Origin of the sequence: Saccharothrix deserti (assembly GCF_009769385.1) — a bacterium.
Taxonomy (GTDB): domain Bacteria; phylum Actinomycetota; class Actinomycetes; order Mycobacteriales; family Pseudonocardiaceae; genus Actinosynnema; species Actinosynnema deserti.
On sequence record NZ_VKAB01000012.1, the window covers coordinates 313,899 to 340,150 of the forward strand.

Here is a 26,252-nt window from a genome sequence, read left to right on the forward strand (position 1 = left end):
CGACACCTCTGGTCAGCATTCACGGAGCAATTCTTGAGCGGAATATTCATCAACTACCGACACGGTCCGCACTCGGTCGCGGTGGCCGCGCTCGCGGACCGCCTGGCGGCCCACTTCGGCCGTGAGCGGGTCTTCGTGGACCACCGGATGGCCTCGGGCAGCCGTTACCCGGACGAGTTGCGCGAGCACCTGGCGGCGGCCGACGTGCTGGTGGCCGTCATCCACACCGGGTGGGTCGACGGGTTCGACCGCGACCCCGACTGGGTCCGCTGGGAGATCGCGACCGCACTGGACACCGGCAAGGAAGTCGTGCCGCTGCTCTTGGAGGACACCCCACCGCCGACCCGTGCCGAACTCCCCGAGGACATCGGCGAACTGGCCATGCGCCAGGCCACCCGCGTGCGCGCCGCCCACCTGGCCGAGGACGTCGACCGACTGGTCCTGCGGCTGGACGAGTGGGTGTCCCCCAGTCGACCCGCAACGCCGCGCCCGTCCCCGAAACCACGGCGGCCGTGGCTCCGGGCCGCGCCCTGGTCGGCCGCAGTGGTCCTGCTGCCGGTTCTCATGGCCCTGGCATACGGCAACGAGTCGTGGACGTACGTGGCGGCAGCGGTCATTTCACTGGTGGTCATGATCTGGACCGCGATGAGCTTCCTCGTGGAATTACTGATGGTGAAACCCAGTACGCGACTGGAACGCCGCACCGGCGTGCTGCCGTACCGCCAGTTCCTCCGCAGGTCTTTGGCGGTGTTCGCCCTGGCCGCCGGGCTGATAGCGATCCAACTGATCGATTTCGCCCGCCAAGGGGGTCAGTGGAGAATCTACGTCGCGCTCGTCATCGGCGTTTTCTGCTTCTACTACATCGACCGGATGCTGTACCGGAAGATCCGGCACGACCAGGAATGGCCGCCGGAGCCGTCCCTGGAACGGCACCAGATCCGCCGGACAGCGGTCCGGCTGCACGAGGCCCTGACCGCATCCCCGGGTCGGTACCCGTCCCGCTCGCGGCTGCACCAGGAACAGGCGGTGCAGGTCTACCTGGACCTGGCGGAGACGAGGCTGATCCTGATCGCGAGACGGGACTGCACCTGGCGGGCGTGGCTGACCGCGGGCCACACCGTTGTGCCGATCACCTTCCTGGCGTGGACCGCCGGCATCACCGGGCTGATGGTGACGGCGGCGGTCCTGCACGCGATGTCCGGCTCGACCTCGACCCGCCTGTACTTCGCCGGCGTGGTCATGGTGCTGATCGCGGCAGCGGCAGCCGTGGCGGGGATCGCCCTGAACAGGTTGGTCGAACGTCGCACCGACAGCCAGGTCGTGGCCGAGCTGACCGAGTGGCAGCAGACCCTGGGCCCGCTGATCTTCGTCCGCACCGCGTGAACGAGATCGCCCGCCGACCCCCGACTTCTGGTCAGCGGGCGATCTGCGTCGGGATCAGCTCAGAGTGCAGCTGACCGCCGGTGGCGTGTTCGTGCCCCTCCAACTCGCCAGGAAGCCGAAGGTGGCCGAGTTGCCCGGCGCCAGCGCGCCGTTCCAGCTCAGGTTCCGCCCGGTCACCGCGGCTCCGCTCTGGGTGACAGTGCCGTTCCAGGCCTGGCTGATCTGCTGGCCGTTGCCGAAGCTGAACGTGGCGGTCCACGCCGACGTCGCCGCCGACGAGCCGTTGCGCACGCTCACCTCGCCCTGGAAGCCGTCGCTCCACTGGCTGACCACGCGGTAGGTCGCGGTGCAGGCGCCGTTCGGCGGCGTGGTGGTGGTCGTGATCGGCGTCGTGGTTGTCGTCGTAGTAGTGGTCGGCACGGGAGTGCCACCGAGGGCTGCCGTCAGGGCGGGGTACCAGCGGTCGGACATCTTCCGGAAGCCCGCGTCGTTGGGGTGCACCCCGTCGCCGGTGTCGGTAGCCGTGTCGAAGCCCGTCCACTGGTCGACCACGGTGATCGGTGACTGCGCCGTCGTCTTGCCGGCCGCCCAGCCCGGGATGGCGTTGTTGAGCGCCACCACGTGCGTGCACTCGGGGCAGGCCATCGGGATGATCTTCGCGACCAGGATCTTCATGTTCGGGTTGCTCGCCCGCATCTGGTCGACGAGCTTGGAGTACGCGGCGATGACGGACTCGATGGGTCGGAAGTTGCCCCACATGTCGTTGGTGCCCAGGTGCATGAGCACGATGTCGGGCCTGGCCGCGGCCAGCCACGGCGGCAGTTGGTTGTTGTCGGCGATGCCGGTGGCCGCGTAGCCGCCGTGCCCTTCGTGGTCGCCGTCGAACGGCACCGAGCAGCCGCCTCCCGGCTGGGTCCCCACGAAGTCGATGTCGGTGTACCCGGTCTTTTGCAAGCGATCCCACAGGTAGGCGCGCCAGCAGCCGGGACCGGCGGTGATGGAGTCACCGAGCGGCATGATCCGCACCGGGGCGGCGGCCGAGAGCGCGGGCTGGACCGCAGTGAGTGCGAACACCGCACCGAGGGCGGCGATCAGAGCGAACAGGGCGGACTTTCTGATCGTGATCTTCCTGGACATGGCGGTTTCCTCCGTGGCCGGACCGGCCCGCCACGAACAGGTGACGGGCCGGTCCGAGTACGTGCGGGGAGTTAAGGCGTGACGGAGAGCAGGTGCGCGCGGAAGCCCTCGCCGTAGGTCTTGGACGGCGTGCCGTTGTAGTCCTCGATGAGCACGTTGCCGCCGCTGCACCTCCACGGGTTCCAGGTCCAGGCGGTGTAGCCGAGCCTCTTCGTGTCGAGCCAGGTCATCACCTGGTCGATGTAGTCGTGCGCACAGGTGTCCTGGCCGATCTCACCGGCGTGCACCGGCACCTGCGCGGCGACCGCGCCGATCTGGCTGTCCCAGCAGGAGACGGTCACGCAGGCGTTGAAGTTGTACGAGTGCCACGACGCCATCAGGTTGCCGGTCGGGTCGTTCGGCTTGTACGCCAACCACTGGCTGAGGTCGTTGGTCCAGGTCAGCCCGGCGGTCATGACCACGTTGGTGGCGCCGGTCGCGCGGACCGCGTCGAGCAGGTCCTGCATACCCGCCACCTGGTAGTCGATGCCGGTGCAGGTGCCGCCGTCACGCAGGCACCGCCACGCGGCGGCCATGTCGGACCAGTTGTTGGACGCGTCCGGGTAGGGCTCGTTGAACAGGTCGAACACGACCGCGTTGTTGCCCTTGAACGCGGTGGCCACCTGCGTCCAGAAGGTCGGCGTGTGCTGCATGCTCGGCATCGGCTTCTGGCACGTCGCGTTGACGTCCGAGCAGGCCGAGATGTTGCCCGTGTAGAGGCCGTGCGTCCAGTGCAGGTCGAGGATCGGGTTGATGCCGTTGGCGACTAGCACGTTCACGTAGTCCTTGACGGCCTGCTGGTAGGCGGGGCCGCTGGGCGAGCCGGACAGGCCCAGCCAGCAGTCCTCGTTCAGCGGGATCCGGACCGCGCGGATGTTCCAGGCCTTCATCGCGTCGACGGACGCCTTGTCCACCGGGCCGCTGTCCCACATGCCCTTGCCCTGCACGCAGGCGAACTCGCCGCTGGCGCGGTTGACGCCGAGCAGGCGGTAGGTCGCCCCGGAGGCCGTGAGCAGCTTGTTCCCGGACACGCGCAGCGCCGGCGCCACACCGGTCGGCGGGTTGCCCGTGGTTGTCGTCGTTGTCGTGGTGGTGGTGGTGGTCGTCGTGGTCGGGTTGGTGCCGGTGCACGCGGCACCGTTGACCGCGAAGTCCGTCGGCTTGGCGTTCGTGCCGCTGTAGGAGAAGTTCGCGCCCGAGCTGACGCTGCCGTTGGCCGGGATGGCGCCGTTCCAGCTCGCGTTGGTGACGGTGATCTGCTTGCCGGACTGCGACCACACACCGCTCCAGCCCTGTTGCAGGGTCTGGTTGCCGGTGTACGAGTAGGTCAGGGTCCAGCCGTTGACCGTCGACGCGCTGAGATTGGTCACGGTCACGTTGGCACCGAAGCCGGTGCCCCAGTCGTTCGTCGAGTAGTCGACCTTGCACGCGAACGCCGCGGCTGCGGCGGGGGCGTCACTCGCCCACGATCCCGCCGCGGCCGTCAGGACCGTGCACGCGACGGATGCCGCGGCGCCCAACGCGGCCAGCGCGGTGCGGCGTTTCCTGGCTCTTCCCAACATCGGCACTCCTTTGTGCACATGAGGTCCAGTCCACTCCGTCTCGACTGGGAGCGCTCCCAGGAGACCGTCAGCACGGTCGCCCCTGAAGGCCGGGACAGTCAATCGATCGGTTCCCCGGTGTGGCCGATTCACTCGATCAGCGCGGGCCAGTCCACCCGCTCAGCCCAACAAGTGGCTAATCCATCACGGTACGTGACGAGTTCAGGCGGAGTCTCGGACTACGACACTCGCCGCATCGGTGACGACCGTGGACGTGTCGAGCCCAAGCGCGATGCGCGCCGCCCGGCGGCCGAACGACTCGGCGTCGATGTGCACGGTGGTGAGCGCGGGGGTCACGAACGCGCCGTACCCGGTGGCGTCGAAGCCGATCACGGCGAGATCGTCCGGCACCGCGATGCGGAGTTCGTGCGACGCCGACAGCAGCCGCAGCGCCAGGGCGTCGTCGAACGCGGCCACCGCGCTCACGGACGGGTGAACTTCGCGGAACGCGCGCACGGCCTCGACGGCTCCCGGCACGTCACCCGGAACGACGAACGTGGCCAGCGGTTCCAGGCCGAGGATCTCCGCCGCCTCGCGCGCGAAGCGCAGGCGTGCGCGGGCGACGCCGGCCCAGCCCGGGTCGTCCGGCACCGCCATGGCGACGGCGGTGTGGCCCTTCTGCGCCAAGTGGCGAATCTGCACCATGCCGTGCGCCGCCAGCCCGTCGACCCAGCCGCCGTCCCGCGCGTCCGCCCGACCGGTCGCGACCTCGCCCTCACCGTCGTCGGGGTCCGGCTGGTACAGCTCGGACAGGTCGATGACCGCGCGCGGTGACACGGCGGCGACCACGGAGTCCAGTGATTCGCGGGACGAGTTGTGCCGCACGAGCAGCACGTGCCCGTGCTGCGAGAGTTCGTCGGTGAGGCCGAGGAGGTAGCCGTCCAGGCTGCCGCCCCGGATGCCCGAGGGCAGGGCGAGCAGCACGATCCGGGACGCCCCCTCGCGCAGGGCCTTGGCGATTCCATGCGGGACATAACCCAGCTCACGCGCTACCCGCGTCACCCGCTCCCTGGTCGCCGGGGAGACGCGCTGACCACCGGCGTCGTTGAGCACGAAGCTCACCGTGGCCGTCGAGACACCGCTCGCCTCGGCCACGTCGCGCATCGTGGCCCGTCGCGCACCCATCGTCCGCCTCCAGCCAGCACCGGTTGCTAATTCGTTTAACCAAGCCTACCGTGCCAGGTAATTCGATTAACCTGACCTCGCAGGAGGACGATCAAGATGAAGTCGGTCATCGTCACCGCGCCCGGAGCCACCGCGATCGTGGAGGTGCCGACCCCGTCGGCCGGCCCGGCGGACGTCCTGGTCCGGATGCGCGCGTGCGGCATCTGCGGCTCCGACGGTTTCTACATCGCCAGAGGCGGCATCCCACCGCGCGAAGGCGCGACACCACTGGGTCACGAGCCGGCGGGCGAGGTCGTCGAGGTCGGTGACCGGGTCGAGGGCGTCAAGCCCGGCGACCACGTGGTGATCAACTCCGCCGAGGAGGACGTCATCGCCCGGCTCGAGGAACTGCACGGCCCCGGCAAGACCGCGATGGGCAAACCGCGCGCCGGCACCGACATCTACCTCGACGCCGCCGGCGTGCCCGCCGTGATCGACACCGCGCTGGCCGCCGCGAAGCAGAACGCCACGATCGGGATCGTCGCCGTGCACAAGAAGCCGGTCCCCATCGACTTCCAGGCGATCCTCGACGCCGAGGTGAACATCGTGACCGCCATGGGCTACCCGGACGAGATCTTCCAGGTCACCGAGGAGATCGCCGCGAACCGCGACAAGTTCGCCCTGATCATCAGCGACCGCTTCCCGTTCTCCGAGGTCGAGGCGGCCCTGAAGACGGCGTCCACGCCCGGTGCGGCGGACAAGGTCGTCGTCACGTTCTAGTCCCGGCGCGGGTCATGGCTCGAGCCGTGCCCCGAGGAACGAGAGAACCCGGTCCAGCGCTTCCCGAGTCGGGTGTCCGGGTTCGTCGACGAGGTCGACCGTCAGCACCGAGTGCGCGTTCCGCGGGATGTCGTGCGCGTTCCCGGGCGACGAGTCGATCTCGATGCCGGCTGGTGCGATCGGCCAGCATCGTGAACTCCCGCACAACACACGCCCGCGCCACCGAGCGCCGGAAGCAGGAGTCACGTTGCGATCGTCGCCGGCACCGTGACCGGTCAGGCCGTTCGCGGAACGGGAACCGCGGTCAGCGGGGTCCGGCGCGGCACGGCGTACCTCGGGTCGAGCTGCCCGGATTCCTCGGCGAATCCCGACACGAACTGGTTGACGGTCCAATGTGGACGGGTGCGGAACAAGGACGTCGCCTCCCACCGCAGCTCCTCCAGCTCAGCCACCACGGGTGCCGCCGCCTCACCGGTCAGCTCGGCGAACGGCCGGCCGCGCCACAGGGCCGGCGCCGCGTTCAGGTGGTCCACCGCGCCCGCCGGATCACCGTCCGCCATGGCCTGGCGCGCGTACCGGGTGGCCGCCGGGTTCGCGGAAGTCGGGTCAACCGCGGAGGTAGGCCTGTTCGTCGGGCAGGTCTGCCTGCGCGGATCTTCCGCCCGCTGACACCGTCACGCTGATTCCGCCTGCTCGCCCCGCAACCTGATCTTGAGCTGTTCGAACACCACGGAGCCGGCGGACTCGCGGACCACGGTGAGCGCGCGCTGCCACGTCTTGCGGGCCAGGGCGGCTTCCTCGGCGGCGGTCTGCAAGGTCGTGTTGTCGTCCAGGTGCGACTGCCTGGTGAGGAAGTCCGACAGCGCGGTCGCCAACTGCCACGTGTGGACGTCCGCACCGGACTCCACGGCCTGCGTGACCACCGACATCAGCACCGGGCGCTCGGCGGTGAACCAGGCGATGGCCTGGGCCGGATCGCTCATCTCCTCCGGTACGACGCCGGGGACCGGTGTGTCGAGGTGGATCGGATCGCGTTGCGTCCTGATCATCATGGCCGCCGCCCACGCCGTGTGCACGTTGTGGTCGAGGAACCGGCGGACCGCCAGTGCGCGATCCGCTTCGCTGTCGACCGTGCTCACGAGTTCCCGCGCGTAGACCCGCAGGAGGTCGTGCCAGGTGTAGCGGGCGGGCGAGCGCGGCGAGCGGGAAATCGGGGTGGGTCGCCGCTCGGGCGGCGACGACCGCGAGTGCCAGCGGCAGTTGGGCGGTGCGGGCGATGATCTCCCGCACGGCGTCCTGCTCGGCCCCGATGCGCTCGCCGCCGAGTCGGTGGTCCAGCAGGGCCCGTGCGTCCACCTCGGACATCAGGTCAAGCGGAATTGAGTAGGCACCCTCGCCGGCGACCAGGCCGGGCATGTTGTTCCGGCTGGTCACCAGCACCACACAGCCCGGTGAGCCGGGCAGCAGCGGACGAACCTGCTCGGGGTCGCTCGCGTTGTCCAGGACGATGAGCAGGCCGCGGCCGGCGAGCAGGCTCCGGTACAGGCCGGTCTGGGCTTCGAGGCTCACCGGAATCCGCTTCGGCTCGACGCCGAGCGTCTCCAGGAAGATCCGCGCCGCCTCGGCGGGGCTCATCCGGGGCCGGTCGTGGTCGAAGCCGCGCATGTTCACGTACAGCTGGCCGTCCGGGAAGCGGTCGCGGACGCGGTGCGCCCAGTGCACGGCCAACGTCGTCTTGCCGATCCCCGCGGTTCCCGACAGCACGGCCATCACCGTCGCCGTCGGCTGCGACCCGGCTGACGCGAGGATGGTGTCGAGCCTGGCGAGTTCCCGTTCCCGACCGACGAAACCGTTCGCGTCCAACGGCAGCAGCGCGGGCACGGGTTGGCGCGGCACGTCGGTGTCGCGGCGCCGGTCGGTGCCGAGCAGCCGCTGGTGGATTCGGCGCAGCTCGTCGCCGGGCTCGATGCCCAGCTCGTCGACGAGGACCCGGTGCGCGTTCCGGTAGGCGCGGAGCGCTTCGGCCCGTTGGCCGGTCGCGTCGAGCGCCAGCATCAACTGGCCGTGGAACCGCTCCTTGAGCGGATGGCTCGCCACCAGTGTCCGCAGCTCGCCGACGAGGTCGGTGTGCGCCCCGTCCGCGAGTTCGGCGTCGATGCGCGCCTCGGTCAACCGCGTCCACACGTCCTCCAGCACCCGGACGTGTCGGGCACGCAGCACGGTGGAGTCGATGTCGGCCAGCGGAGATCCCCGCCAGAGCCCCAACGCCTCGCGCAGCGTCGCGCCGGCGCGGCGCGGATCCGCAGCGGCGTGCGCTTGAAGGGCGGCGGCGCGGTTGACGTCCACATCGGATGGATCGACGGCCAGCAGGTACCCCGGTGCCCTGGTGACCAGCACCGCCGGTTCGGGGAGCACCTTCCGCAGCCGCATGACGTGGCTGCGCACCGTGTCCCTGGCCGTACTCGGCGGGGTCCGGTCCCACAGGCAGTCGACGAGGTGATCGACGGACACCACACGTCCGGCTTGCAGTGCGAGCGCGGCGAGGACAACCCGCTGCTTCGCGGAGGTCACCGGGACGAACCGGCCGCCCGCGTCGTGCACCTCGAGGGGACCGAGAAGCTTGATCTGCACCTCGAACTGCTCCTTTCGGCGCTGTCATCCGGATGCCGGCCAGTTGCCACGCGCGGCGTGCACGCTACCGACAGCAAGCGGTTCGATCCCGACATCATGGACGAACCCGGCTCTACGAAAGGTCAAAACGTCGTGATCAGCAGGAAAGTTGCAGTCGGCTCGATCATCGCCATGGTCCTCGCCGTCCTCGGCGGTGGCGCGGGCGTGGCCAACGCGGAGCCGCCCGGCCCCTGCTACGGGTCCACGAAGACCGTCATCATCGACAAGGGCAAGATCGGGAACCTCCTGTGGGCCGAGGTGATGAACTGCGCCCGCACGGGGAAGTTCACCATCGAGGTCTCGCGCACGGTCGACCCGGTCTGCAGGACGATCGGCAACAACAAGATCGCTAAGTTCGAGTCCTACAGCCACCTCGACGGCGAGATCAAGGGTGTGAAGAAGTGCTGACCTGAGCGTTCGGTGGCTCCGGAAGCACTCGGGGCCACCGAACGCGCACGCGCGGGGCAGTGACTCCGGGTCCTGGGGTGGTCCCGGCCCCCGACGACCTCGCCCGCCGAACCGGGTCGGTCTTCCTCACGCGAGCGGAGTCCGGACAGAACACCTCGCTGACTTGCACAAACAGAGAACCACCACGTCGGCCGGTGCCGTTCATCGCCGTTCGGCGCCACTGCGCGCCGCCACACGCCGTTCCACTCCACGCCGTGCTCCAGTCCTGCTCCACCCCGCGCAGTGCGCAAGCCTCGGGCCCATCCCATTACCGCACAAGCACCGAACACGACAACGGTCCAGGCAGGGCACGTGATGTGCCACGGAAATCCGGGGCGGTTCACGTACTACCCTGACGCCTCATGACAAGGGGTGTTCCGAGGTCCGTGGTCCCGTTGACCGGTCGGTGGCGGATCGTGCAGATGAGCGGGTGGGACCGCGATGCCATCGACCTGGTCGAGCCGGGGTTCATCGAGTTCACCGGGAACGGCGCCGGCCAGTTCGGTTTCATCGCCGTCCGCGGCGAGCTGGACTGGCGCCCGGTTGAGCGGGACGGCCGGGTCGGCGTCGAGTTCACCTGGGAGGGTGTCGACGAAGGCGACCAGGTCAGCGGACGCGGCTGGGCGTCTCTGGTCGATGACGCGACGGTCGAGGGACATTTGTTCTTCCACATGGGAGACGACTCCAGCTTCCGCGCAGAGCCCTTTGCCCCTGCCGAGCGACTGGACGGGCAGTGAGCGAGTACCAGTACTACGAATTCCTGGCGATCGACCGGCCACTGGACGACGACGAGCAGGCCGAGGTTCGATCCGCGTCCACCCGGGCGACGATCACTGCCACCAGTTTCGTGAACGAGTACCACTGGGGCGATTTCAAGGGTGATTCCACCCGGTGGATGGAGCGCTATTACGACGCGCACCTGTACGTGGCGAACTGGGGCACGCACCGGGTGATGTTCCGCCTGCCAAGCGACCTGCTCGATCCCGATGTCGTCGACGAGTACTGCGTAGACGACCACCTGAGCGCCTGGACCGCAGACGAGTTCATCGTGCTCGACTTCATCAGCGAGGACCACGCCGGTGAATTCGACTTCGGCTACGACGCCGATGCGTTGCTGTCGGCGATCGTCGGAGTTCGCGCCGAACTCGCCGCCGGTGATCTCCGACCGCTCTACCTCGCCTGGCTCGCCGCCTACGGCGTCTGGGAACGCGACGAGGACGCCTTCGACCGCGAGGCCGACGACGATGTCGAGCCACCGGTTCCGCCCGGACTCGGCACGCTCACCGCGGCACAGCGGGCGCTGGCCGACTTCCTCCGCCTCGACGACGACCTGCTCGCGACCGCGGCTCGGACAAGTCCGCCACTCGGCAGAATCGCCGACGATCCCGGTGACCTCACCGCTTGGGTGACCCGCCTGTCGGTTGCCGAGAAGGACCGGATCCTGGAACGGGTCGTCCAGGGTGAGGCCGCGCGGGTGCGGATGGAACTGCTGCGCCGTTTCCGCGACGACACCGCCCCGGCCACCCCCGCCCCAACCCGCCGGACCGTGGGCGACCTGCTCGACGACGCGGCACGCCGACGAGCCGACCGACAGCGTCAGCTGGACACCCAGCGCGCCGAGGACGAGGCACACCGGGAGCAGGCGCGCGCCTTGGCCCGAGAACGACGACTGGATGAGCTGGCCGACGAGGAAGACGCCGCGTGGTCGCGCGTCGACGCGCTGATCGCCACGCGGAAACCGGCCGAGTACGACGCCGCCGTCACGCTGCTCACCGATCTCCAAGGACTCGCCGAACGCGAGGACCGCTACGACACGTTCACGTTGCGCACCATCGCACTGCGGCAAACACATGCGCGCAAACCCAGCCTCATCGAGCGCCTCAACCGGGCCGGCATCTGAGCCTCCGACCTACGGTGGGGCCTGTGGACGACGATCTCCGGTCAGCGAAGGTCGCGGGACTCGCGGAAGAACTCACGGGTCTCCGTGCTTTGACAGCACAGTCGCGTTCGGCGAACACGCGATTGCTGTGGCTGCTGGAAGCGATCGCCGAGCACCCTCGTCAGGTGCCAGGACCCGACCAGGGGACCGAAGGCGATGTTCATCAGGTCGGTCTCGTACGGGTGGGTGAGTGAGCGCTGCCTCATCGGCCCCGCGCACCCGGTGCCGCGCAGCAGGTGCTCGTGGGTCGGCTTCGGCCTCTTCAGGTCGAGCGCGCGACCGGCACCGCACCAATCGGCGGCGGGCCGGGACGGATGACCACGCCAGTGGTCGACCGGTGTGGTCGACTGGCCGCGGATCCTACGGGCGCCAAGAGAATCGGGCTACCGGTTCGCGGTGACCCAGGGACCGCAGTCGTCTTCCCGGAAGACGGGCTTGCGGTTGACCACCTCGCCGACACAGACCCGGAAGTCGATCCGCCGGGCGGTGTCCAGCCAGGGCAGGTCGATCGTCTTGGGCGGTATCGGTACCCCGTCCTTGATTTTCCCGGTCCTGCCTGCGGAGTTGGGCCACGTCCCCGCCTCGGCGCCGTCGGCGCGGACGGTGAGGATGATCGAGCAGCCGTCGCCGAGGTCGTCGGTCAGGACGACGCGGCGTTGGTCGAGGACGAGTTCGGCGTGGCCCGCGCCGCCGGGGGCGTAGGCCGTCGGTCGCGGGGATGCCTGGGCGGTGGGAACGAGGAAGCCGGATGAGGCGGGCGGGCGGCACGGCACGCCGCCGTCCTCGTCCTTCGTCGGTTGGGTGCTCGCACCACGTCCGTCGCTGGTGCCCGTCACGGTTGCGGAGGCGGTCGACCCGTCGTGCGGCGCATCCTGCTCGCCGGACGAGGCGAGAACGAATACCACCATGGTCACCGCGGCGGCCACGCCAGCCGCCAGCCACCCGGTGATGCGCCGGCCGCGCGGCGGCATCGGGCCCGTCGCGTCGGATGTCGCGGGGGTGCTCGTCGTCGCCGTGGTGTCCGTTGTCGCGGGCACTTGCGGTGGTGCGGTGGTTTCCGGCGGTGCGTCCGTGTCCGGCGGTGCGCCGGCAGGCCGGTCGGAAAGCCGCCTGGCGGTATTGGCGCGGTCGAGCAGGCCCACCCAGTCGCATTGCTGCTCCGCGCCGAGAACACGCATCACCGGTACGAGCTTGTCAGGCGCCCTGGGCAGCCGCCGGTTGCTGACCCACTCCCTGACAGTGGATTCGGGGATGTCGATGTCGTATTTTTCCAGCGCCTCTTTCGAGATGCGTTTGAAGGGCGGACTGCCCGCACGCCTGAACGCGCGGTCGAACTGGTCCCAGAACTCCTGCTCCGCGTTGTCGTCGCCGCCGGTCACTTCGCCATTGTGCTCCCGCCCACACGTGAGCAGTCCTCAAGGGGCGTGAGTCACGCGCGAGTCGTTTCCCACCAGGGCCGATGCCGTGTCGACTGGTCACGGCGACACCCGTCGCCCACTGCGGCGCCGCAGCGAGCACGGCCTGTGGAATACGACCCACGAGGAGTTGACGACGAATGCGAGCCCAATGCGTCACCAGGTTGCGAACGGCGGCTCTGACCGCGATAGCGGCCACGGCGCTCACGATCCCGGGGATGAGCCCCGCCAGCGCGTCCGGCGATGGTTGTGGCGGGACCCCGATCGCCGTGGCCGAAACCGAGCGGGATGCCAACATCGTCGGTAAGTACAGCTACTACATGCACGTGAAATCCGAGCTCTACCGATGCGGCGGATATGTGCACGCCCATCACTACGTATATCTCGACGGCAGTCGGATGCCGCTGGGTACCACCGTGCGGGTGTTCGTCTCGACCCGCCGCAGCGACGGCAAATGGCACGGTGGCACCACCACGATGGCCTCGTCGCAGAACGTCAGCGCCCAAGGGTTCGAACAGGTTCGCGGCGTGGGCGGCGGGCTGTCGGTGACCCACGTCCGATTGGGCCACTTCGCCGAACCCGGCCAGACCGTGATCACCCCGTCCTCGACCAGGACCGCCCGCTACGTGCCCTGGCCCGGTCAGGAAGCAAGCCCCCGGCGCTAGCCACCAACCCTTCGAAAAGGAAACGAGCACACCATGTCCAACCAGACCACCGCCCACACCTCCAAGGCCACCCGCCCGACGTGGCGGCGCCGCGTCACCGCCTGCACCGGGGCCACGCTCGCCACCACCGCAGCGCTGCTCGCAGGACCGACGGCCCCGGCCCACGCGGCTGTCGACGGGTACATTCCCAGCTCCTACGGCAACGCGTCGTTCCTGTCCTACGGCGAGCGGCTGTTGGCCTGCGACACCAAAGCCGACGCGCACAGCGTCACCGCCCGGCTCTACACCGACACGATGCAACTGCGCGCCTCGGTCAAGGACGTCGATGGAGCCCAGTTGGGCTGCGGCGAGATCAACCTGGAGATCGCCGAGGGCACGCCGTTGTGGCTGACACTGTGCATCAGCGACGGATTAGGGTGCCTGCCGTTCCAGCGCGTCCAGGCGTGACCCCGGCACACCGGACCGCACGACGGTGACAGGTCGGGTCCTGCCGCACGACCTAGCCCACTGGCGACGTCGGCGGCAGGACCCGGCCACCCGCTCGACGAAGGGCCGGTTACACAGCCGTCATCGACAGGAAGTGCCCGTGGCGCAGGCATACCTGACGTCAGTCGCCACCCCGCGATGAAATCGCCTGTACCACCCACACCTGCACGGTGTCACGGACGGCTTCTCCAGGTAGGGCTCGTCCTCCACGATCAGCACGCGCATGCCTGGAGCCCAGGCAGCACGACATATCGCCGGCATATGCGAACCGGACCCACCGCGAGCGGCTCAGCGTCCCGCTACCCGGGCCGGTCGAGGTTGATCTGACGACACTCCGGCCGTGGCGCGCCACCAGCGGCGCGACGCCAGCGCGGCCAGCCCGGCGCCGGCGGCGTTGAGCAACACGTCGTCCACAGAGGACACCCGGTCCAGCCACAGGTACTGCGCGATCTCGACCAGGGCCGAGCAGCCGGCCGCGAGCGCCAGGATTCGCGGTACCGACGCCAGCGCCGCGAACCGCAGCGGGCCGAAGAACCCCAGCGCCGCGAACACCAGCAGGTTGCCGACGACCTGGCCCGTGTCCATTTCGAGCAGGTCCCGCAGCGGTACCAGGCTCACCTGACCCCGGACGACGCCGGGCTGGTCGCCCGGTAACAGGATCATCCACACCCACGGCACCGTCCCGTAGACGATGCCGACGTCGGCCAGCGCCGTGCGCCACGCCCGCGTGGCACCGCCGGCACTCCGACGGCGTGCCAGCACCCACACCGCCAGCGCGGCCAACGGCAGTGCGACCACCGTCGTGGCCACCACGCCGGTGAACGTGCCGACCCAGTCGTGCCAATTGTTGAGCACGCTGTCTCCGTTTCTTCGATGTCCCGGCAGTCGTGCGTCAGCTCTCGCCGACGATGGCCTGCCTCTCCTGTTCGGTGATCTCCTGCAGCGGCACGTCCGTCCGGCCCCGGTGTGACAGCAACACCACACCGGAGAACTTGTCCTGCGTGGCCGGCTTCGCCGTGTACCGGTCGTAGGCCCCGCCGGGCCGGGTGTCCGGCGGGATCCGGTCGTCCCGGAACGGTTCCTGGTCGGCGTGGGCGAGCTCGGCGCCCACCAGCGGCGCACCGGCCGCCGGCAGCCGGCCCCACCCGAGCACCCGCCGCCGGTCTGCACCACGTGTGGAATCCGAGTCCATGATCACGGTCCCTGCCTGATCGACAAACCGACCGTTGATGCGCTGTGGTCCATGCCTCCACTGAAGACGCAAGACTGTTGCGGTGGCGTATGCGATTTCCGATACGCCCGCGATACACGGAATCCCTCGGATGAACGCGATTGATGGCACGCTGGGTATCGACCTGCCGCCACGAACTGCTCGACCGCACTCTCATCCGGAACCGACGGCACCTGCTTCACGCCCCGCGCCGGTGCGAGCAGTTCTATAACTCGCATCGGCCCCACCAGGGCATCGCCAATGCCCGACCACTACGCGCGCTGCCACAACCGGCCACCGATCAGGCAGCGGTCACCCAGGTCGACATCCGCCGACGGCAGCGACTGGGCGGCGTCCTCAACGAGTATCACCGCGCCTTCTGACCTGCACGGATGGCAATTTCGGCAAGCACAAGGTCGCGACTCGCCGGCGGCGGTAGGTTTGACCACGTCCGTTGATCCCCCACCCGAAGGATCTTCATGGCGCTGTTGTCGGTCCTCACGGCTGCCCAGTCACACCGGGCCGATCTGCTGGTCGAGGCGGGCGAGAGCCTGGCCGCTCAGGAGCTTCCCGACGGTTGGGAGTTCGACTGGGTGGTGCAGGAGGACGGGACGGAGCCGGGGCTCGCGGAGGTGGTCGGGAGGTTCCCCTTCGGCCGGTACGCGGCCAACGGCGAACAGCTCGGCATCGCCGCCACCCGCAACCTCGGGCTGGCCAGGGCGGGCGGTGAGCTGGTGCACGTGTTGGACTGCGACGACCGGCTTCTGCCGCACGCGTTGGCCACCGCGATCTCCGCGTTCGCCAAACATCCCGACATCCATTGGGTGGCGGGCCAAGCGGACGACCTGTTTCCCGGCGACATGCGGCTGCCGTACCCGGCGTTGCTACCGGCGGGAGTCGTCGAGCGGGGTGTGGTGGGCACGTTCGTCCTCGACCACGGTCACACGCCGGTGCCGTGCGGCGGGATCACGGCGCGTTCCGCCACGGTCCGCGCACTGGGTGGGTGGGCCGCCGTGCCCCGCGCCGAGGACTTGGCGCTGGTGGTGGCGCTCTCCGAGCTGGCACCCGGCTTCCTCACGCCGGACGTGACATTCCTGTACCGCAGGCACCTCGGCCAGTCCACCCGCCAGGCGTCGTGGGTGGCACTGCACGGCGAGTCGCAGACCGTTGTGCGGCAACGCCTTCAGGCAGTGCGCGCACTGGGGCTGAGGGCAGGCGCGTGACGCGGCGGGTGGTCGATCCGCGTTGGGCATGGATCTCGCCGCCGAGCGGACGCTGAGCAAGCGGTCCGGGCGGACAGCGTCGTCGTGCGGGCGCACAACGAGCGGGACGCCGTGGAATCGCGGATCAATCGAGTCATTCATGGAAGACCACCCGATCGGCCATCGCCAAGACCACCCTCGCCGACTACCGGCGGGTGATCGAGATCAACCAGGTGGCACGTTCCTCGGCATGCGCGCGGTGGTCGGGTCCATGACGACGGCGGGCGGCGGTTCGATCGTGAACGCGTCCTCGATCGAGGGCCTGGCCGGCATGCCGTACCTCGTCGCCTGCACCGCGAGCAAGTTCGCTATCCGGGGCATGACCAAGGTGGCCGCCCTGGAGCCGGGCGAGCACGGCATCCGGGTCGCATCCCGGCGCCATCGACACACCGATGGTGAGCGAGCCCCTGGACAGGTCGATCGACCTGTCCTCGATCTGCAGGGGTGGCGCTGCGCAGGATCGGTCAGCCGGACGATGTCGCGAACGTCGTGGTGTTCCTCGCCCGCGAGGAACACCACGTACCGCACGGGCAGCAAGTTCACCGTGGACGGAGGTACAACTGCGACGCACGCTCTGAGCGGCTGACAACACCAGGTCGAGCCGCCCCTTTCCGGGAATACCGATGGATCCCACCAAGGTCGCCCAGTCGAGCCGGCCGCCCCTGGCACACCGGGTGTACAGCGATCCCATCGACGGCATCCTCCTGTTCCCCGCCACCGCCTGCACACCGGGCAAGTGCGCCAGTTGTCAGGACTGCGAATTCCGCGAAGAGGGAGCTGGAGAAACCTCTCCAGATCTCCTCCACCGGGGCACCACAACACGATCACGACATGATCATCTAGCGGGACACAAAAGAACCCGCCTGACCAGCGAAAACCGCTAGATCAGACGGGTTCATTCGAAAAGTGGAGCTGAGGGGACTCGAACCCTTGACCCTCACACTGCCAGCACGGTCCGACCATTGCCCTGACCAGCGCAAACCGAGAACCCGCACGTCAGCCGGCGCAGTTCACCGCCGTTCGAAGCCGTCGCACGTCGTTCGACTCCACCGGATGCTCCAGATTTGCTCCACACATCGCAGCATGAATGGCGGCAGAAGCCGAACTCAAACGTCGAACATGCGTTTCCCACGTGCGGTGTGGAACTTGGTCCGCACCCGCACCCGCACCCGCAGCGCCGACGCCAACCGCCCGACCAATCGTGCGCCCCGCTCGTGCCATGCCGCTTTGAAAGGTCCGCAATCATGAGCCTTCTTCGACGCGCACGCGGCACGTGGTACTTCGTCGTGGTGATCGCGAGCGCCGGCATCTTCGCCGCCGTGCCCTTCGCCCACGCCGCCCACCGCCTGCGGAGACCATCGCTGTGGTGGTGGACTGCGCTCTACGCCGCAGTCACCGTCGCGCTGCTGTTCATAATGCCGTCCTCGCAGGGCGAGTCCGCAGCGTCGACCACGGACGTGCGCAGCACGATCGGCGGCATCGGCGCCATCGCGATCATGGTCGCGGCCTGCATCCAGCTCAGCGGCATCCGGCGCGAGGTCTACGGGCTTCCCCAACCCGTCCGGCCACCCTCGCAGCCACCGCAACCCTGGGCCGCGGACCCCGCTGTCGCCGCGGCACTGGTCTTGCGGGCCAAACGAGAGGAAGCCCGCACGCTCGTCGCACGCGACCCGGCACTCGCACGGGACCTCCGGATCGGCCGACCGGACCTGCCACGGCAGTACGACGACGGCGACTTGGTCGACATCAACACCGCACCACCGTCCGTCATCGCGCAGTGCTGCGGACTCGATGACCGCGCCGCCGACCAGATCGAACGCGCCCACCAACAACACCCCGTCCCCTTCCAGTCGGTCGACGAGCTGCTCGTCTTCGCCGAGCTGGATGTCAGCGCGTGGGACCTGATCCGTGAACGGGCGGTTGTCTATTCCTGAACACTCTCGGCCTGTTAGGGCAATCAAGCGGGTAAGGCTTCCCTCCTGACCGTCATCGGCCCAACCGGATCCTGTGAGCATGATCCGGCGCGGCTTGTTTCCTTTGTCGTCCGTCGAACTCACGTCTGACCAATTCAAGCGCAGGCCAGGGCGCAGGTCCGCGTGCTTCACCGGGCTGCGGTCGGTCGGCAGCGGGCCGGGGTCAGACAGCCAGGCCATTCGTCGACCTACGCCCGATCCAAGATGACCCTGCCCAAGGCTTGGTCGCTGTGCAGCGCGGGCTATCGTCGCCATGCCTTGGGTGACCTCATCCGGGCTGAACGCTACGCGCTCCATCAGTTCCGCGAGCGGGCGCAACGCCGGTGTGCGCACTCTCCGGTGCCGCTTCAAGCGTCTATCTGTGGTCTCACCTCGGTGAACCTAGGCGTCACCGGCGCTCAGCGCGGCCACCGCGTCTCGCCATGCCTTGGCGGCGCCTGGCTCGGGGAACCGCAAGCACCTGGGCATCGACGCCCAACCGCCGCAAGTCCGCGTCGCCCACCGCTTCGAAGCGCCGCTGTGGAGCGCCCACCCGCCTGCTTGACGGTGCCTGTTGTTCGTCGCCGCCGACGAGGGCCACGACGCCTACGGATCCCGTACTCGCGGCAAGCGAGCCTGTTCCTCGGTGCTCCGTGAGCATGACTCCTCCCTGATAACCCAATCGGATCACGGGCCGCGCCACACGTACTCGAACAGCTCTTGACATGAAATTCACACTCACGGCAAGTATTCGCGACTCCTGTCGAAATACCCATTGGCCGTACAGACAGCGGGACACATCATCAGGTTCTTTGGAGATCTTGGCCGTTCTCTGCCTGACGGGAGCAGACGATGCCCACGAGCCGCAGGCCCGGACGCCGGATCGTTCCCCTGTCCGTCGACGAGATCGTTTCCGCTTTCGGGCGCGAAGTGACGAGAAAACTGCGCACGGGCGACGGGTCAGCCGAGGATCACCTGCGCGGCCCTTTTGAACGCATGATCACCCGGGTTGGTGACAGACACCGGCTGTCCGTGACGATGATCGGCGAAACGAGCCTGCCCGACCTGTCCGTCCGGCCAGATTACGCGGTCGAGGTCCAGGGTGCGCGCATTGGCTACGTCGAGTTGAAGAAGCCTGGCTACGGCACGCCGGAGACATGGTCCGCCTCCAAGCGCGACCTCGGGCAGTGGCAGGCGCTGAGCCTGCTGCCCAACGTCCTGTACTCCGACGGCGAGCGGTTCGCGCGCTACAGCTTCGGCAAGCTCCAAGGACGCGTCGCCAGCTTGGAACCCGCTCTCGCCACAGCGGGCAGCTCCCTGCGCGCGACGGACACGGATTTCGAGCAGGTCATCAGCGACTTCCTGTTCTGGGAGCCCCAACCACCGCGCTCGTTGAACGAACTGGTGCGGATCGTCGCCAACCTGTGCCGCCTGCTGCGCGACGACGTCACCGCCGAACTGAAGCACGAGATGTCCGGCAAATCGAGCGGCGGAACGTTCAGCGGACTCGCGATGGACTGGCGACAGGCGCTGTTCCCGAGCATCGAGGATGCCGACTTCGCCGATCAGTACTCCCAGACGGTGACGTTCGCTCTCCTGCTCGCCCGCGTCGAAGGCGTGGACTTCAAGAACAAGCCGATCAACACGATCGCCAAGCAGTTGGGCAAGAAGCACTCATTGATGGGTCGAGCCCTCGCCGTGCTCACCGACCAACCCGAAGAGGAGCACAGCGTCGCGCTCACCACCATGCTCAGGGTGCTGGAGGCGGCGGACTGGTCCCTGTTGCCCGAAAACTCCTACGCCACTCTGTATGAGGACTTCCTGGCCGAATACGACCCCGAACTGCGCAAGAAGAGCGGCGTGTACTACACACCGGCCAGTCTCGTGGCGTTCACCACACGGTTCGTCGACGAGATCCTGCGGACCCGCCTCGGCCGCCCGCGCGGCTTCGCCGAGCGTGACGTGATCGTGGTTGACCCGGCGATGGGCACGGGCAGCTTCCTGGCCGAGGTGATCGACACCGTCGCACGGACGATCGAGGCCGAGGAAGGGCCGGGAGCCGTCGCACCCCACCTGCGCGAGTTCTCCGACCGCCTAATCGGTTTCGAGAACCAGGCCGCTCCATACGCGGTGGCGGAACTGCGCATTCACAGCCTACTCAAAAAGCGCCACCGAGCCGAGGCTCCCACCAGAGAGCGTCGCTTCCTCGCCGACACTCTCGCCGACCCCAGGACCTCACCGCCAAGACTGGGCAGCGCGTACGGGGTGATGGAGAAGTCCCGTGACGACGCGAACAAAGTCAAGCAGAGCGAGCCCGTCATGGTGGTCATCGGCAACCCGCCTTACGCCGACAAGGCGTACGGCACAGCGCCGTGGATCACGAACCCGTCGAATGACCGGAAAGCGATGCCCAGCATCGACGCGTTCCGCGTGCCCGGCCAAGGCCGGCTCGACTACGCATTGCACAACAAGTACGTCTACTTCTGGCGCTGGGCGACCTGGAAGGTCTTCGACGCCCACCCCGAGCACCCGATCGGCCTGGTCGCGTTCGTCTGCTCCGCGGGCTTCACCAGTGCTCCCGGGCTGGCCGGTGTGCGCCATTATCTCAGGGAGACAGCGGACGAAGGCTGGATCATCGACCTCAGCCCCGAGGGACACCAACCACCGGGCTCGACGCGCTTCTTCCGGGGGAACCAACAACCCCTCTGCGTGGCGGTGTTCGTCAGGCACGGCCTACCGGACACCGCGACCCCGGCCGTCATCCGACGCGCCTCTGTCACAGGCACCGTCGCCGAGAAGATCGCCGCCCTGGAGGACCTGCGACCGGACTCGACGCAGTGGCAAGTGTGCTCCGACGACTGGCAGGCTCCGTTCCGCCGCTCCTCGAACGCGCGGTGGGTATCCATGCCTACCACGGCAGACCTCATGCCGTGGGCGTCGCCTGGGGTCAAACCCAACAGGACCTGGGTCTACGCCCCCGACGAGACGACGCTGGACCGGCGGTGGCGAGAGTTGGTGTCAGCACCTCCGGACGCCAAGTCCGACTTGTTCCGGGAAACCCGAGACGCGAACCTGCGCAGGAGCAACCCCGACCTGCCAGGGTTTCCCCATAACAAAACCGCCTTCGCACACGAGCGGGGCACGATGCCCGCTCCGCTCAGGATCGGCTACCGGAGCTTCGACCGCCAGTGGCTGATCCCCGATGCCCGCTTGATCGCCACCCCGCGAACGGCGCTCTGGTCCACACTCAGCGAGCACCAGATCTTCGTGGTCGAGCAGCACAGGATTCCCATCCGAGACGGCCCCGCACTGATCTTCACCTCGCTCCTGCCGGACATGCACCACTACTGCGGCCACAGCGGCGGCCGGACGTTTCCCCTCCACACCGATGGAGGAGCGTCCCAACCGAACATCACGCCCGGCTTGCTCTCCTACCTGGAGGATCGCCTCCGCCACTCGGTGTCGGCCACGGATGTGATCGCCTACATCGCGACGGTCACGGCGCACCCCGGTTTCACACGACACTTCGCCGCCGATCTGTCCACCCCCGGCGTCCGCATACCCCTGACCGCGAACCCGGAGCTGTGGGACGAAGCGGTGCGCATCGGAAAAGAGGTCATCTGGTCGCACACCTACGGGGAGCGCTTCGCGGACCCGGCCGCTGGCCGGGCCGGCCTGCCTCGCCTGCCCTCAGGAGAACGGCCACGCGTCGGGATGATGGGCATACCGGACACCGAAGAGGACATGCCGGACCGCATGACCTACGACGAGAGCACCAGAACCCTGCACGTCGGCTCGGGTGGAATAGCCCCGGTCGCCCCCGAGGTCTGGAACTACAAGGTTGGAGGGATGTCTGTGGTCAAGCACTGGTTCGGCTACCGCAAGAAGAACCCCTCAGGCAACCGCAAGTCCCCTCTCGACGACATCGTCCCACGCACGTGGACTTCCAAGACCACCACCGAACTGCTCGACCTCCTCAACGTGCTCGGATGCCTGGTGGCGCTCGAACCTCGGCAGGAACGGCTGCTCCAGCGCGTCCTCGACGATGGGCTGATCACCGTGGACGAACTGACGGCCGCGGGTGTCCTCCCGCCCCCGGCAGCGGCACGGAAGCCGCCCAGGGCCGACTCACAACCGAACCTCTTCTCGGTCGGATGAAGCATCGGCCTCCGCGGCCACCTCTGCCTCTCCTGTGAACTCCTCCACGTGCCGCTCCGGCTCAGCGTTACTCTCCTGTCCCTCACGCGGCGGCATCGCTCGGCTTCGGTCGAGATGACCGGAGCCGAGCGTCGAAGGTGGAGGACCGATAACGTGCCTGACCGGGCGGTGGCGAATCGTGGAAATGGACCAGTAGGACCAGGACACCATCGACCTCGTCGAGCCCGCGTTCATCGAATTCACGCGGGACGGGACTGGCGAGTTCGGCTTCATCGCCGTCAACGGGTGGATGGACTGCCGCTGGAGCGAGCGCGACGGCCAGCCCTTCGTCGTCCTCGATCTGCAGAACCACGACGAGACCGGCGACTAGGACCACGAGCCGCAGGGAGCACTGTCTGCCATCGTCGGCGTCCGGAACCAGCTCGCCGCTGGCGACCACCGCGCGCTGTACCTGGCGTGGCTGGCCGGGTACGGCACCTGGGAACGCGACGAAGAAGCATTCGACCGCGACGCGAACGACGACCCGGAACCACCCGTGCCCGCCGGACTGCGCACGCACCGTGGGGCAGCGCACGTTGGCCGACTTCCTCCGCCTCGACGACGACCTGCTCACGGTCGCCGCCGAAGCGAGCCCACCGCTCGACGAGACCACCGACGCGGCCTGGGTGACGGCACTGTCCGGCATCGAGAAGGACCGCCTGCTGCGCGTCGGCCGCGACCGTGCGGATGGGACTGCTGCGCCGGTTCCGCGGCAGCACCACCCCACCCACCGCCGCAACACGCCGTGGGCGAACTCCTGGACGAGACAGCGCGCAGGCGCGCCGAACGACAGCAGCGGGAAGAGCCCGAGCGCGCCGAGGAGAAGGCCCGCCGCCGTCGCTCTCCTCGTCGACCTGCAAGCCCTGGCCGACCGGACGAGTTCGCCCGGCACCGGCGCCACGCAGCCCTCCCACAGGCGCACAAGAACAAGCCCAGGCTCATCGCCCGCCTGGCACGTTTGAACACCTGTGACCGCCGACCCGCCACCCGACCACCCGTCCCGACGACCGAACGCCGCCGCCAGCGGGATGAGCGCGGCGTCGCGGCGTGCTCGCCGACCCGGGCACCAGCAACTGCTATGGCGACAGCGAATTCTTGCCGAAACCACCCGACCAATTATCGAAACCTGGAGCACACAGCAGACAACATTTCGCACGGAGCAAGCAGTCGCCACTCTCGATCAGACGCACCAGTCCACAGTGGACGCAGAGGCAAGATCGCCCACTGACCACATAAACGCAGGTCAACGGGCGATCTGGACAGAACTATTTCACTTGTGGAACCGCAGAGACTTGAGCCTCCGACTCCCACACTGCCAGCGCGGCCCAGCAAGGGCTCTGACCTGCGGAAACAGAGAACCCCCACGTCAGCTGGCGCAGTTCACCGCCGTTCGAAGCCATCGCACGTCGTTCAACTCCACCGCCTGCTCCAGATTTGCTCCACACACCGCAGCATGAATAGCCGCAGAGGCCGAACTCAACCGCCGAACACGAGTTCCCCACGTGCGGTGTGGAACTCGGTCCGCACCCGCAGCGCCGACGCCAACCGCCCGGCCAATCGCTCGCCCCGCTCGTGCCACGCCGCCGTCGTCGCCTCGTCCGGAAAGCCAGAGCCCATCGGATCATCCGGGTTGTAGACAGCTTGGAACTCGTCGTCCCACGCGTCGATTGCCTTCGCCACGTCCGCAGGCGCACCGAACTCGGCCACGAGTCGCTCGGCCGAACAGTTATCGGCGATCACCTCGTCCGCGGTACGGACCCAGAACGGGAAGCACTCCCACTCAGGTGCCACTCGGACCGAGATCAGTCGACTCATTCTCCCCATCCCCGGTGCTCAGTCCACCGAAGGTGGAAGATCGCCCGCCGACTGCGTCACAGCAGCTCAGCGGACGAACTCCTCCCTACGACCGCGTGAACCGTTGAAGTGGCTGCTCGCGCCGTCAGCGTCTCCTGGCAGCACGAACACGTCGCGCGGTGATGACCACGGTGACGAGACTGATCGCCATTCCGATCACAGCGAACACCACGCTCGCGACGACAGGAGCGATCGGCACCGCCAAGGTCACCGCGCCGCTTCGGCAGACGACGGCCGGGGTGGCGTCGAGGCGCAACTCCGCCACCACCTCGGTCGACGCGAGTTGTCCCGCCACGTCCTGCCCGCACCACTGATACGTCGATGCGACCTGGGCGAGCCCGAGCACCGCGACTCCGAAGAGGGTCGCGAAGACCAGCGCGCACGCCACCACGAGGCCACGGTCGGTCATGAGAGGTCGCGACATGTCAGCGCAGGTGACTCCGGTTCTCGAACGACTCGCCATCATCAGGACGATGTGCGACGCCGCGCCGCTCAACCGGCGGGATCTCAGGCGCGGCGGTGACGCGCTGCTTCAATCGCAGTGCGTCGTCGAGTTCACGCGCCAGGTCGGCCATGCTGAAGTCGAGCACCTCGGCAGCCCGCTTGGCCGCCTCGTTCGCCGCCATGAGCTCCTCGGCCAACCAGGGCTCCCCGCCTTCGTAAAGGGTGTTGGGCGCCATGTGCACACGGACGAGCTTGCCCATCATGTCCACCCACACCGTGACCGCACCGCTGGGCGACACACCCTTGTACTGGCTGAACAACGCCTTCTCGGGATCACTCCTGATCTTGGCGAACCGTTCCTGCGCCTGCGCGACCATCTCCTGCGGGTCCACGATCCTCCTTAAGGCTGGATCCTGCCCAGCGACTCCATCGCCTTGACCGCGTCGGCCGACGCCTCCGCGCACTTGGCGATCTGCTCGTCGGCCTTGAACTTCTGCGAGTGCCACCACGCAGCCAGACCCGCCAGGACACCGAGGATGCCCAGGATCAGCCCCACGACCGCACCGACCCCGGTGAGGCCGACGATGATGCCGGCGATGACACCGATGATCCCGAGCACGAACCCGATGGCGCTCCAGATGTTGTTCCACATGTCCGAGGCCTTGAACTCGAAGCCGTCGGCGAGGTCGACCAGCGCCTGACCGACGTCGTGAGCGGGCTTGCGCATCTCACCCAATGCCTGCTTCATCTGGTTGATGCGCTCGGTGTAGGCGTTGCTCGCCTCACCGGTCCACGCCGAAGCCTGGTTGGCCGCCGTCTCCAAGCCCTTGACGCACTCGTTGATGGCCCGACCCAACTCGTCCGCGCCGTCGGACTGCCCCGTGCCCCATACGTCCCGCCCGATCCTGCGAAACGACTCCGGGTCGATCTCCCTGACAACCCTCAAGGTGGCCTCGATCGAAGGCAGACCGGGAGCGTGGCGGGCGGTGAACCCCGTCGATCTCCCCCGCGTCCGACAGCAAGGAGTCCGTGATCACCGACTGCAGGAAGCCCATGCGTTCCTCCTCCTGGTCATTCCGGGTAGACCCGACGCAGACCGTCCCCGACCAGCTTCTCGGCTTCCAGGTACTCCTGCTGCGTCCGGTGGACGCCGTCGACCGCGGTATCGATCGTGCTGTGCACCCGGTTGATGAAGTCCTGCACGGCCTGACTGGTCCGGGCGTAGTCCTGATCGACGAACTTCGTCAACGCCCGGATCACCCCGTCGACGGTCTCCTCGACGTTCTCGTGCGGGCTCACCAACTGCACCGTCAGGCTGCCCTCGAGACTGGCCTTGGCGCGGAAGTCCCGCAGGCCCAGTGCCTCCCCCGCAGCCTTGAGCGTTGCCTTCAACCGATCGAACTCGGCCGGGTCAAGCGCATATCCCCGCCCTGGATTTCCCATGCCACGTCACCCCCTGTGATCACCCAGTGTCGCAATGTAACAGCAGCAACCACCACCGCAGCCGTGAACGAACAAACGACCGGAGTCGATCAGCCTCACGGGTGAAACGACGTCTCCCACCGCCAATAGGTCGACCACCGCACGGCCACTGACCACCTCGTGGCCGAGATCGGCAGTCGGCCGTGCAGGTCGGCCCACATCGTCTGCGTTCGCGCCCATCACGC

25 protein-coding genes and 2 pseudogenes are annotated in these 26,252 nt (G+C 68.1%); 13 read left to right on the top strand and 14 right to left on the bottom strand.

Going from position 1 to position 26,252, the window contains the following annotated elements; translation table 11 throughout:
* Positions 1-33 precede the first annotated feature (33 nt).
* Positions 34-1,383: a toll/interleukin-1 receptor domain-containing protein gene (locus tag FM051_RS23055; protein WP_158846664.1), complete on the top strand. Its 1,350-nt coding sequence runs from the start codon at positions 34-36 to the stop codon at positions 1,381-1,383.
* A gap of 54 nt (positions 1,384-1,437) precedes the next feature.
* Here the strand turns inward: FM051_RS23055 and FM051_RS23060 are convergent, their stop codons facing one another.
* The 3 genes from FM051_RS23060 to FM051_RS53245 form a co-directional block, all read right to left on the bottom strand.
* Positions 1,438-2,520: a cellulose binding domain-containing protein gene (locus FM051_RS23060; RefSeq protein WP_158846666.1), complete on the bottom strand. Its 1,083-nt coding sequence runs from the start codon at positions 2,518-2,520 to the stop codon at positions 1,438-1,440.
* A 71-nt stretch (positions 2,521-2,591) separates the two neighbouring features.
* The gene (locus FM051_RS23065; protein WP_158846668.1) at positions 2,592-4,121 is read right to left on the bottom strand and encodes a cellulase family glycosylhydrolase; all 1,530 of its coding nucleotides are present in this window, start codon (positions 4,119-4,121) and stop codon (positions 2,592-2,594) included.
* A 201-nt stretch (positions 4,122-4,322) separates the two neighbouring features.
* Positions 4,323-5,285: a LacI family DNA-binding transcriptional regulator gene (locus FM051_RS53245; RefSeq protein ID WP_158846670.1), complete on the bottom strand. Its 963-nt coding sequence runs from the start codon at positions 5,283-5,285 to the stop codon at positions 4,323-4,325.
* Between the two features lie 96 nt (positions 5,286-5,381).
* Between FM051_RS53245 and FM051_RS23075 the strand changes: the two genes are divergently transcribed.
* Complete coding sequence (locus FM051_RS23075) at positions 5,382-6,044, top strand: alcohol dehydrogenase catalytic domain-containing protein (RefSeq protein ID WP_158846672.1); 663 nt, start codon at positions 5,382-5,384, stop codon at positions 6,042-6,044.
* A 275-nt stretch (positions 6,045-6,319) separates the two neighbouring features.
* Here the strand turns inward: FM051_RS23075 and FM051_RS23080 are convergent.
* Together FM051_RS23080 and FM051_RS23085 are read right to left on the bottom strand one after the other, a co-directional pair.
* Positions 6,320-6,616 (bottom strand): annotated as a pseudogene (locus FM051_RS23080) (BTAD domain-containing putative transcriptional regulator); the annotation flags it as partial.
* 34 nt (positions 6,617-6,650) lie between these two features.
* A complete protein-coding gene (locus tag FM051_RS23085; protein WP_238412584.1) occupies positions 6,651-8,555 on the bottom strand; it encodes an AfsR/SARP family transcriptional regulator in 1,905 nt (634 codons plus the stop codon).
* On the opposite strand from FM051_RS23085, the gene FM051_RS23090 reads away from it, so the two are divergent.
* The 4 genes from FM051_RS23090 to FM051_RS23105 all read left to right on the top strand — a co-directional run bounded on the left by FM051_RS23090 (position 8,541) and on the right by FM051_RS23105 (position 11,294).
* Positions 8,541-9,122, top strand: a complete 582-nt coding sequence (locus FM051_RS23090; RefSeq protein ID WP_238412585.1) for a hypothetical protein — start codon at positions 8,541-8,543, stop codon at positions 9,120-9,122. The genes FM051_RS23085 and FM051_RS23090 overlap by 15 nt on opposite strands.
* 401 nt (positions 9,123-9,523) lie before the next feature.
* Positions 9,524-9,898 (top strand): hypothetical protein, encoded by a 375-nt coding sequence (locus FM051_RS23095; RefSeq protein WP_238412586.1) that lies wholly within the window; start codon positions 9,524-9,526, stop codon positions 9,896-9,898.
* Positions 9,895-11,061, top strand: a complete 1,167-nt coding sequence (locus FM051_RS23100; RefSeq protein WP_158846680.1) for a hypothetical protein — start codon at positions 9,895-9,897, stop codon at positions 11,059-11,061. Before FM051_RS23095 ends, FM051_RS23100 begins: the two co-directional genes overlap by 4 nt.
* 23 nt (positions 11,062-11,084) lie before the next feature.
* Complete coding sequence (locus FM051_RS23105) at positions 11,085-11,294, top strand: hypothetical protein (protein ID WP_158846682.1); 210 nt, start codon at positions 11,085-11,087, stop codon at positions 11,292-11,294.
* Between the two features lie 189 nt (positions 11,295-11,483).
* Here the strand turns inward: FM051_RS23105 and FM051_RS23110 are convergent, their stop codons facing one another.
* Positions 11,484-12,479: a hypothetical protein gene (locus FM051_RS23110; RefSeq protein ID WP_158846684.1), complete on the bottom strand. Its 996-nt coding sequence runs from the start codon at positions 12,477-12,479 to the stop codon at positions 11,484-11,486.
* 254 nt (positions 12,480-12,733) lie between these two features.
* On the opposite strand from FM051_RS23110, the gene FM051_RS23115 reads away from it, so the two are divergent.
* Together FM051_RS23115 and FM051_RS23120 are read left to right on the top strand one after the other, a co-directional pair.
* Positions 12,734-13,180, top strand: a complete 447-nt coding sequence (locus FM051_RS23115; RefSeq protein ID WP_158846686.1) for a hypothetical protein — start codon at positions 12,734-12,736, stop codon at positions 13,178-13,180.
* Positions 13,181-13,213: 33 nt separating this feature from the next.
* Positions 13,214-13,627: a hypothetical protein gene (locus tag FM051_RS23120; RefSeq protein ID WP_158846688.1), complete on the top strand. Its 414-nt coding sequence runs from the start codon at positions 13,214-13,216 to the stop codon at positions 13,625-13,627.
* A gap of 327 nt (positions 13,628-13,954) precedes the next feature.
* On the opposite strand, the gene FM051_RS23125 is transcribed toward FM051_RS23120, so the two are convergent.
* Positions 13,955-14,521 (bottom strand): VanZ family protein, encoded by a 567-nt coding sequence (locus FM051_RS23125; RefSeq protein WP_158846690.1) that lies wholly within the window; start codon positions 14,519-14,521, stop codon positions 13,955-13,957.
* Positions 14,522-14,558: 37 nt separating this feature from the next.
* Positions 14,559-14,858: a hypothetical protein gene (locus tag FM051_RS23130; RefSeq protein ID WP_202918974.1), complete on the bottom strand. Its 300-nt coding sequence runs from the start codon at positions 14,856-14,858 to the stop codon at positions 14,559-14,561.
* A gap of 497 nt (positions 14,859-15,355) precedes the next feature.
* Between FM051_RS23130 and FM051_RS23135 the strand changes: the two genes are divergently transcribed.
* From FM051_RS23135 to FM051_RS23150, 4 genes and pseudogenes are all read left to right on the top strand, one after another.
* Complete coding sequence (locus FM051_RS23135) at positions 15,356-16,099, top strand: glycosyltransferase family 2 protein (RefSeq protein WP_158846692.1); 744 nt, start codon at positions 15,356-15,358, stop codon at positions 16,097-16,099.
* 155 nt (positions 16,100-16,254) lie between these two features.
* Positions 16,255-16,724: pseudogene (locus FM051_RS23140) on the top strand (SDR family oxidoreductase); the annotation flags it as partial.
* A 658-nt stretch (positions 16,725-17,382) separates the two neighbouring features.
* Positions 17,383-18,072 (top strand): helix-hairpin-helix domain-containing protein, encoded by a 690-nt coding sequence (locus FM051_RS50700; protein WP_202918975.1) that lies wholly within the window; start codon positions 17,383-17,385, stop codon positions 18,070-18,072.
* Between the two features lie 1,056 nt (positions 18,073-19,128).
* On the top strand, positions 19,129-22,248 hold the full coding sequence (locus FM051_RS23150) for a type ISP restriction/modification enzyme (RefSeq protein ID WP_238412601.1): 3,120 nt from the start codon (positions 19,129-19,131) through the stop codon (positions 22,246-22,248).
* Between the two features lie 82 nt (positions 22,249-22,330).
* Here FM051_RS23150 and FM051_RS23155 read toward each other — a convergent pair whose 3' ends face one another.
* Positions 22,331-22,807, bottom strand: coding sequence for a hypothetical protein (locus FM051_RS23155; RefSeq protein ID WP_158846696.1), 477 nt, complete (start codon positions 22,805-22,807; stop codon positions 22,331-22,333).
* A gap of 1 nt (position 22,808) precedes the next feature.
* On the opposite strand from FM051_RS23155, the gene FM051_RS23160 reads away from it, so the two are divergent.
* Positions 22,809-23,249: a hypothetical protein gene (locus FM051_RS23160; protein WP_158846698.1), complete on the top strand. Its 441-nt coding sequence runs from the start codon at positions 22,809-22,811 to the stop codon at positions 23,247-23,249.
* Between the two features lie 514 nt (positions 23,250-23,763).
* Here FM051_RS23160 and FM051_RS23165 read toward each other — a convergent pair.
* From FM051_RS23165 to FM051_RS23185, 5 genes are all read right to left on the bottom strand, one after another.
* Complete coding sequence (locus FM051_RS23165; RefSeq protein WP_158846700.1) at positions 23,764-24,102, bottom strand: hypothetical protein; 339 nt, start codon at positions 24,100-24,102, stop codon at positions 23,764-23,766.
* Between the two features lie 124 nt (positions 24,103-24,226).
* Positions 24,227-24,550, bottom strand: coding sequence for a hypothetical protein (locus FM051_RS23170; RefSeq protein ID WP_158846702.1), 324 nt, complete (start codon positions 24,548-24,550; stop codon positions 24,227-24,229).
* Positions 24,551-24,566: 16 nt separating this feature from the next.
* Entirely contained in the window at positions 24,567-24,977 is a 411-nt protein-coding gene (locus tag FM051_RS23175; protein ID WP_158846704.1) for a YbaB/EbfC family DNA-binding protein, read from the bottom strand.
* A gap of 8 nt (positions 24,978-24,985) precedes the next feature.
* Entirely contained in the window at positions 24,986-25,531 is a 546-nt protein-coding gene (locus tag FM051_RS23180; protein ID WP_158846706.1) for a WXG100 family type VII secretion target, read from the bottom strand.
* A 125-nt stretch (positions 25,532-25,656) separates the two neighbouring features.
* Complete coding sequence (locus FM051_RS23185) at positions 25,657-26,028, bottom strand: hypothetical protein (RefSeq protein WP_158846708.1); 372 nt, start codon at positions 26,026-26,028, stop codon at positions 25,657-25,659.
* Positions 26,029-26,252: the final 224 nt, after the last annotated feature.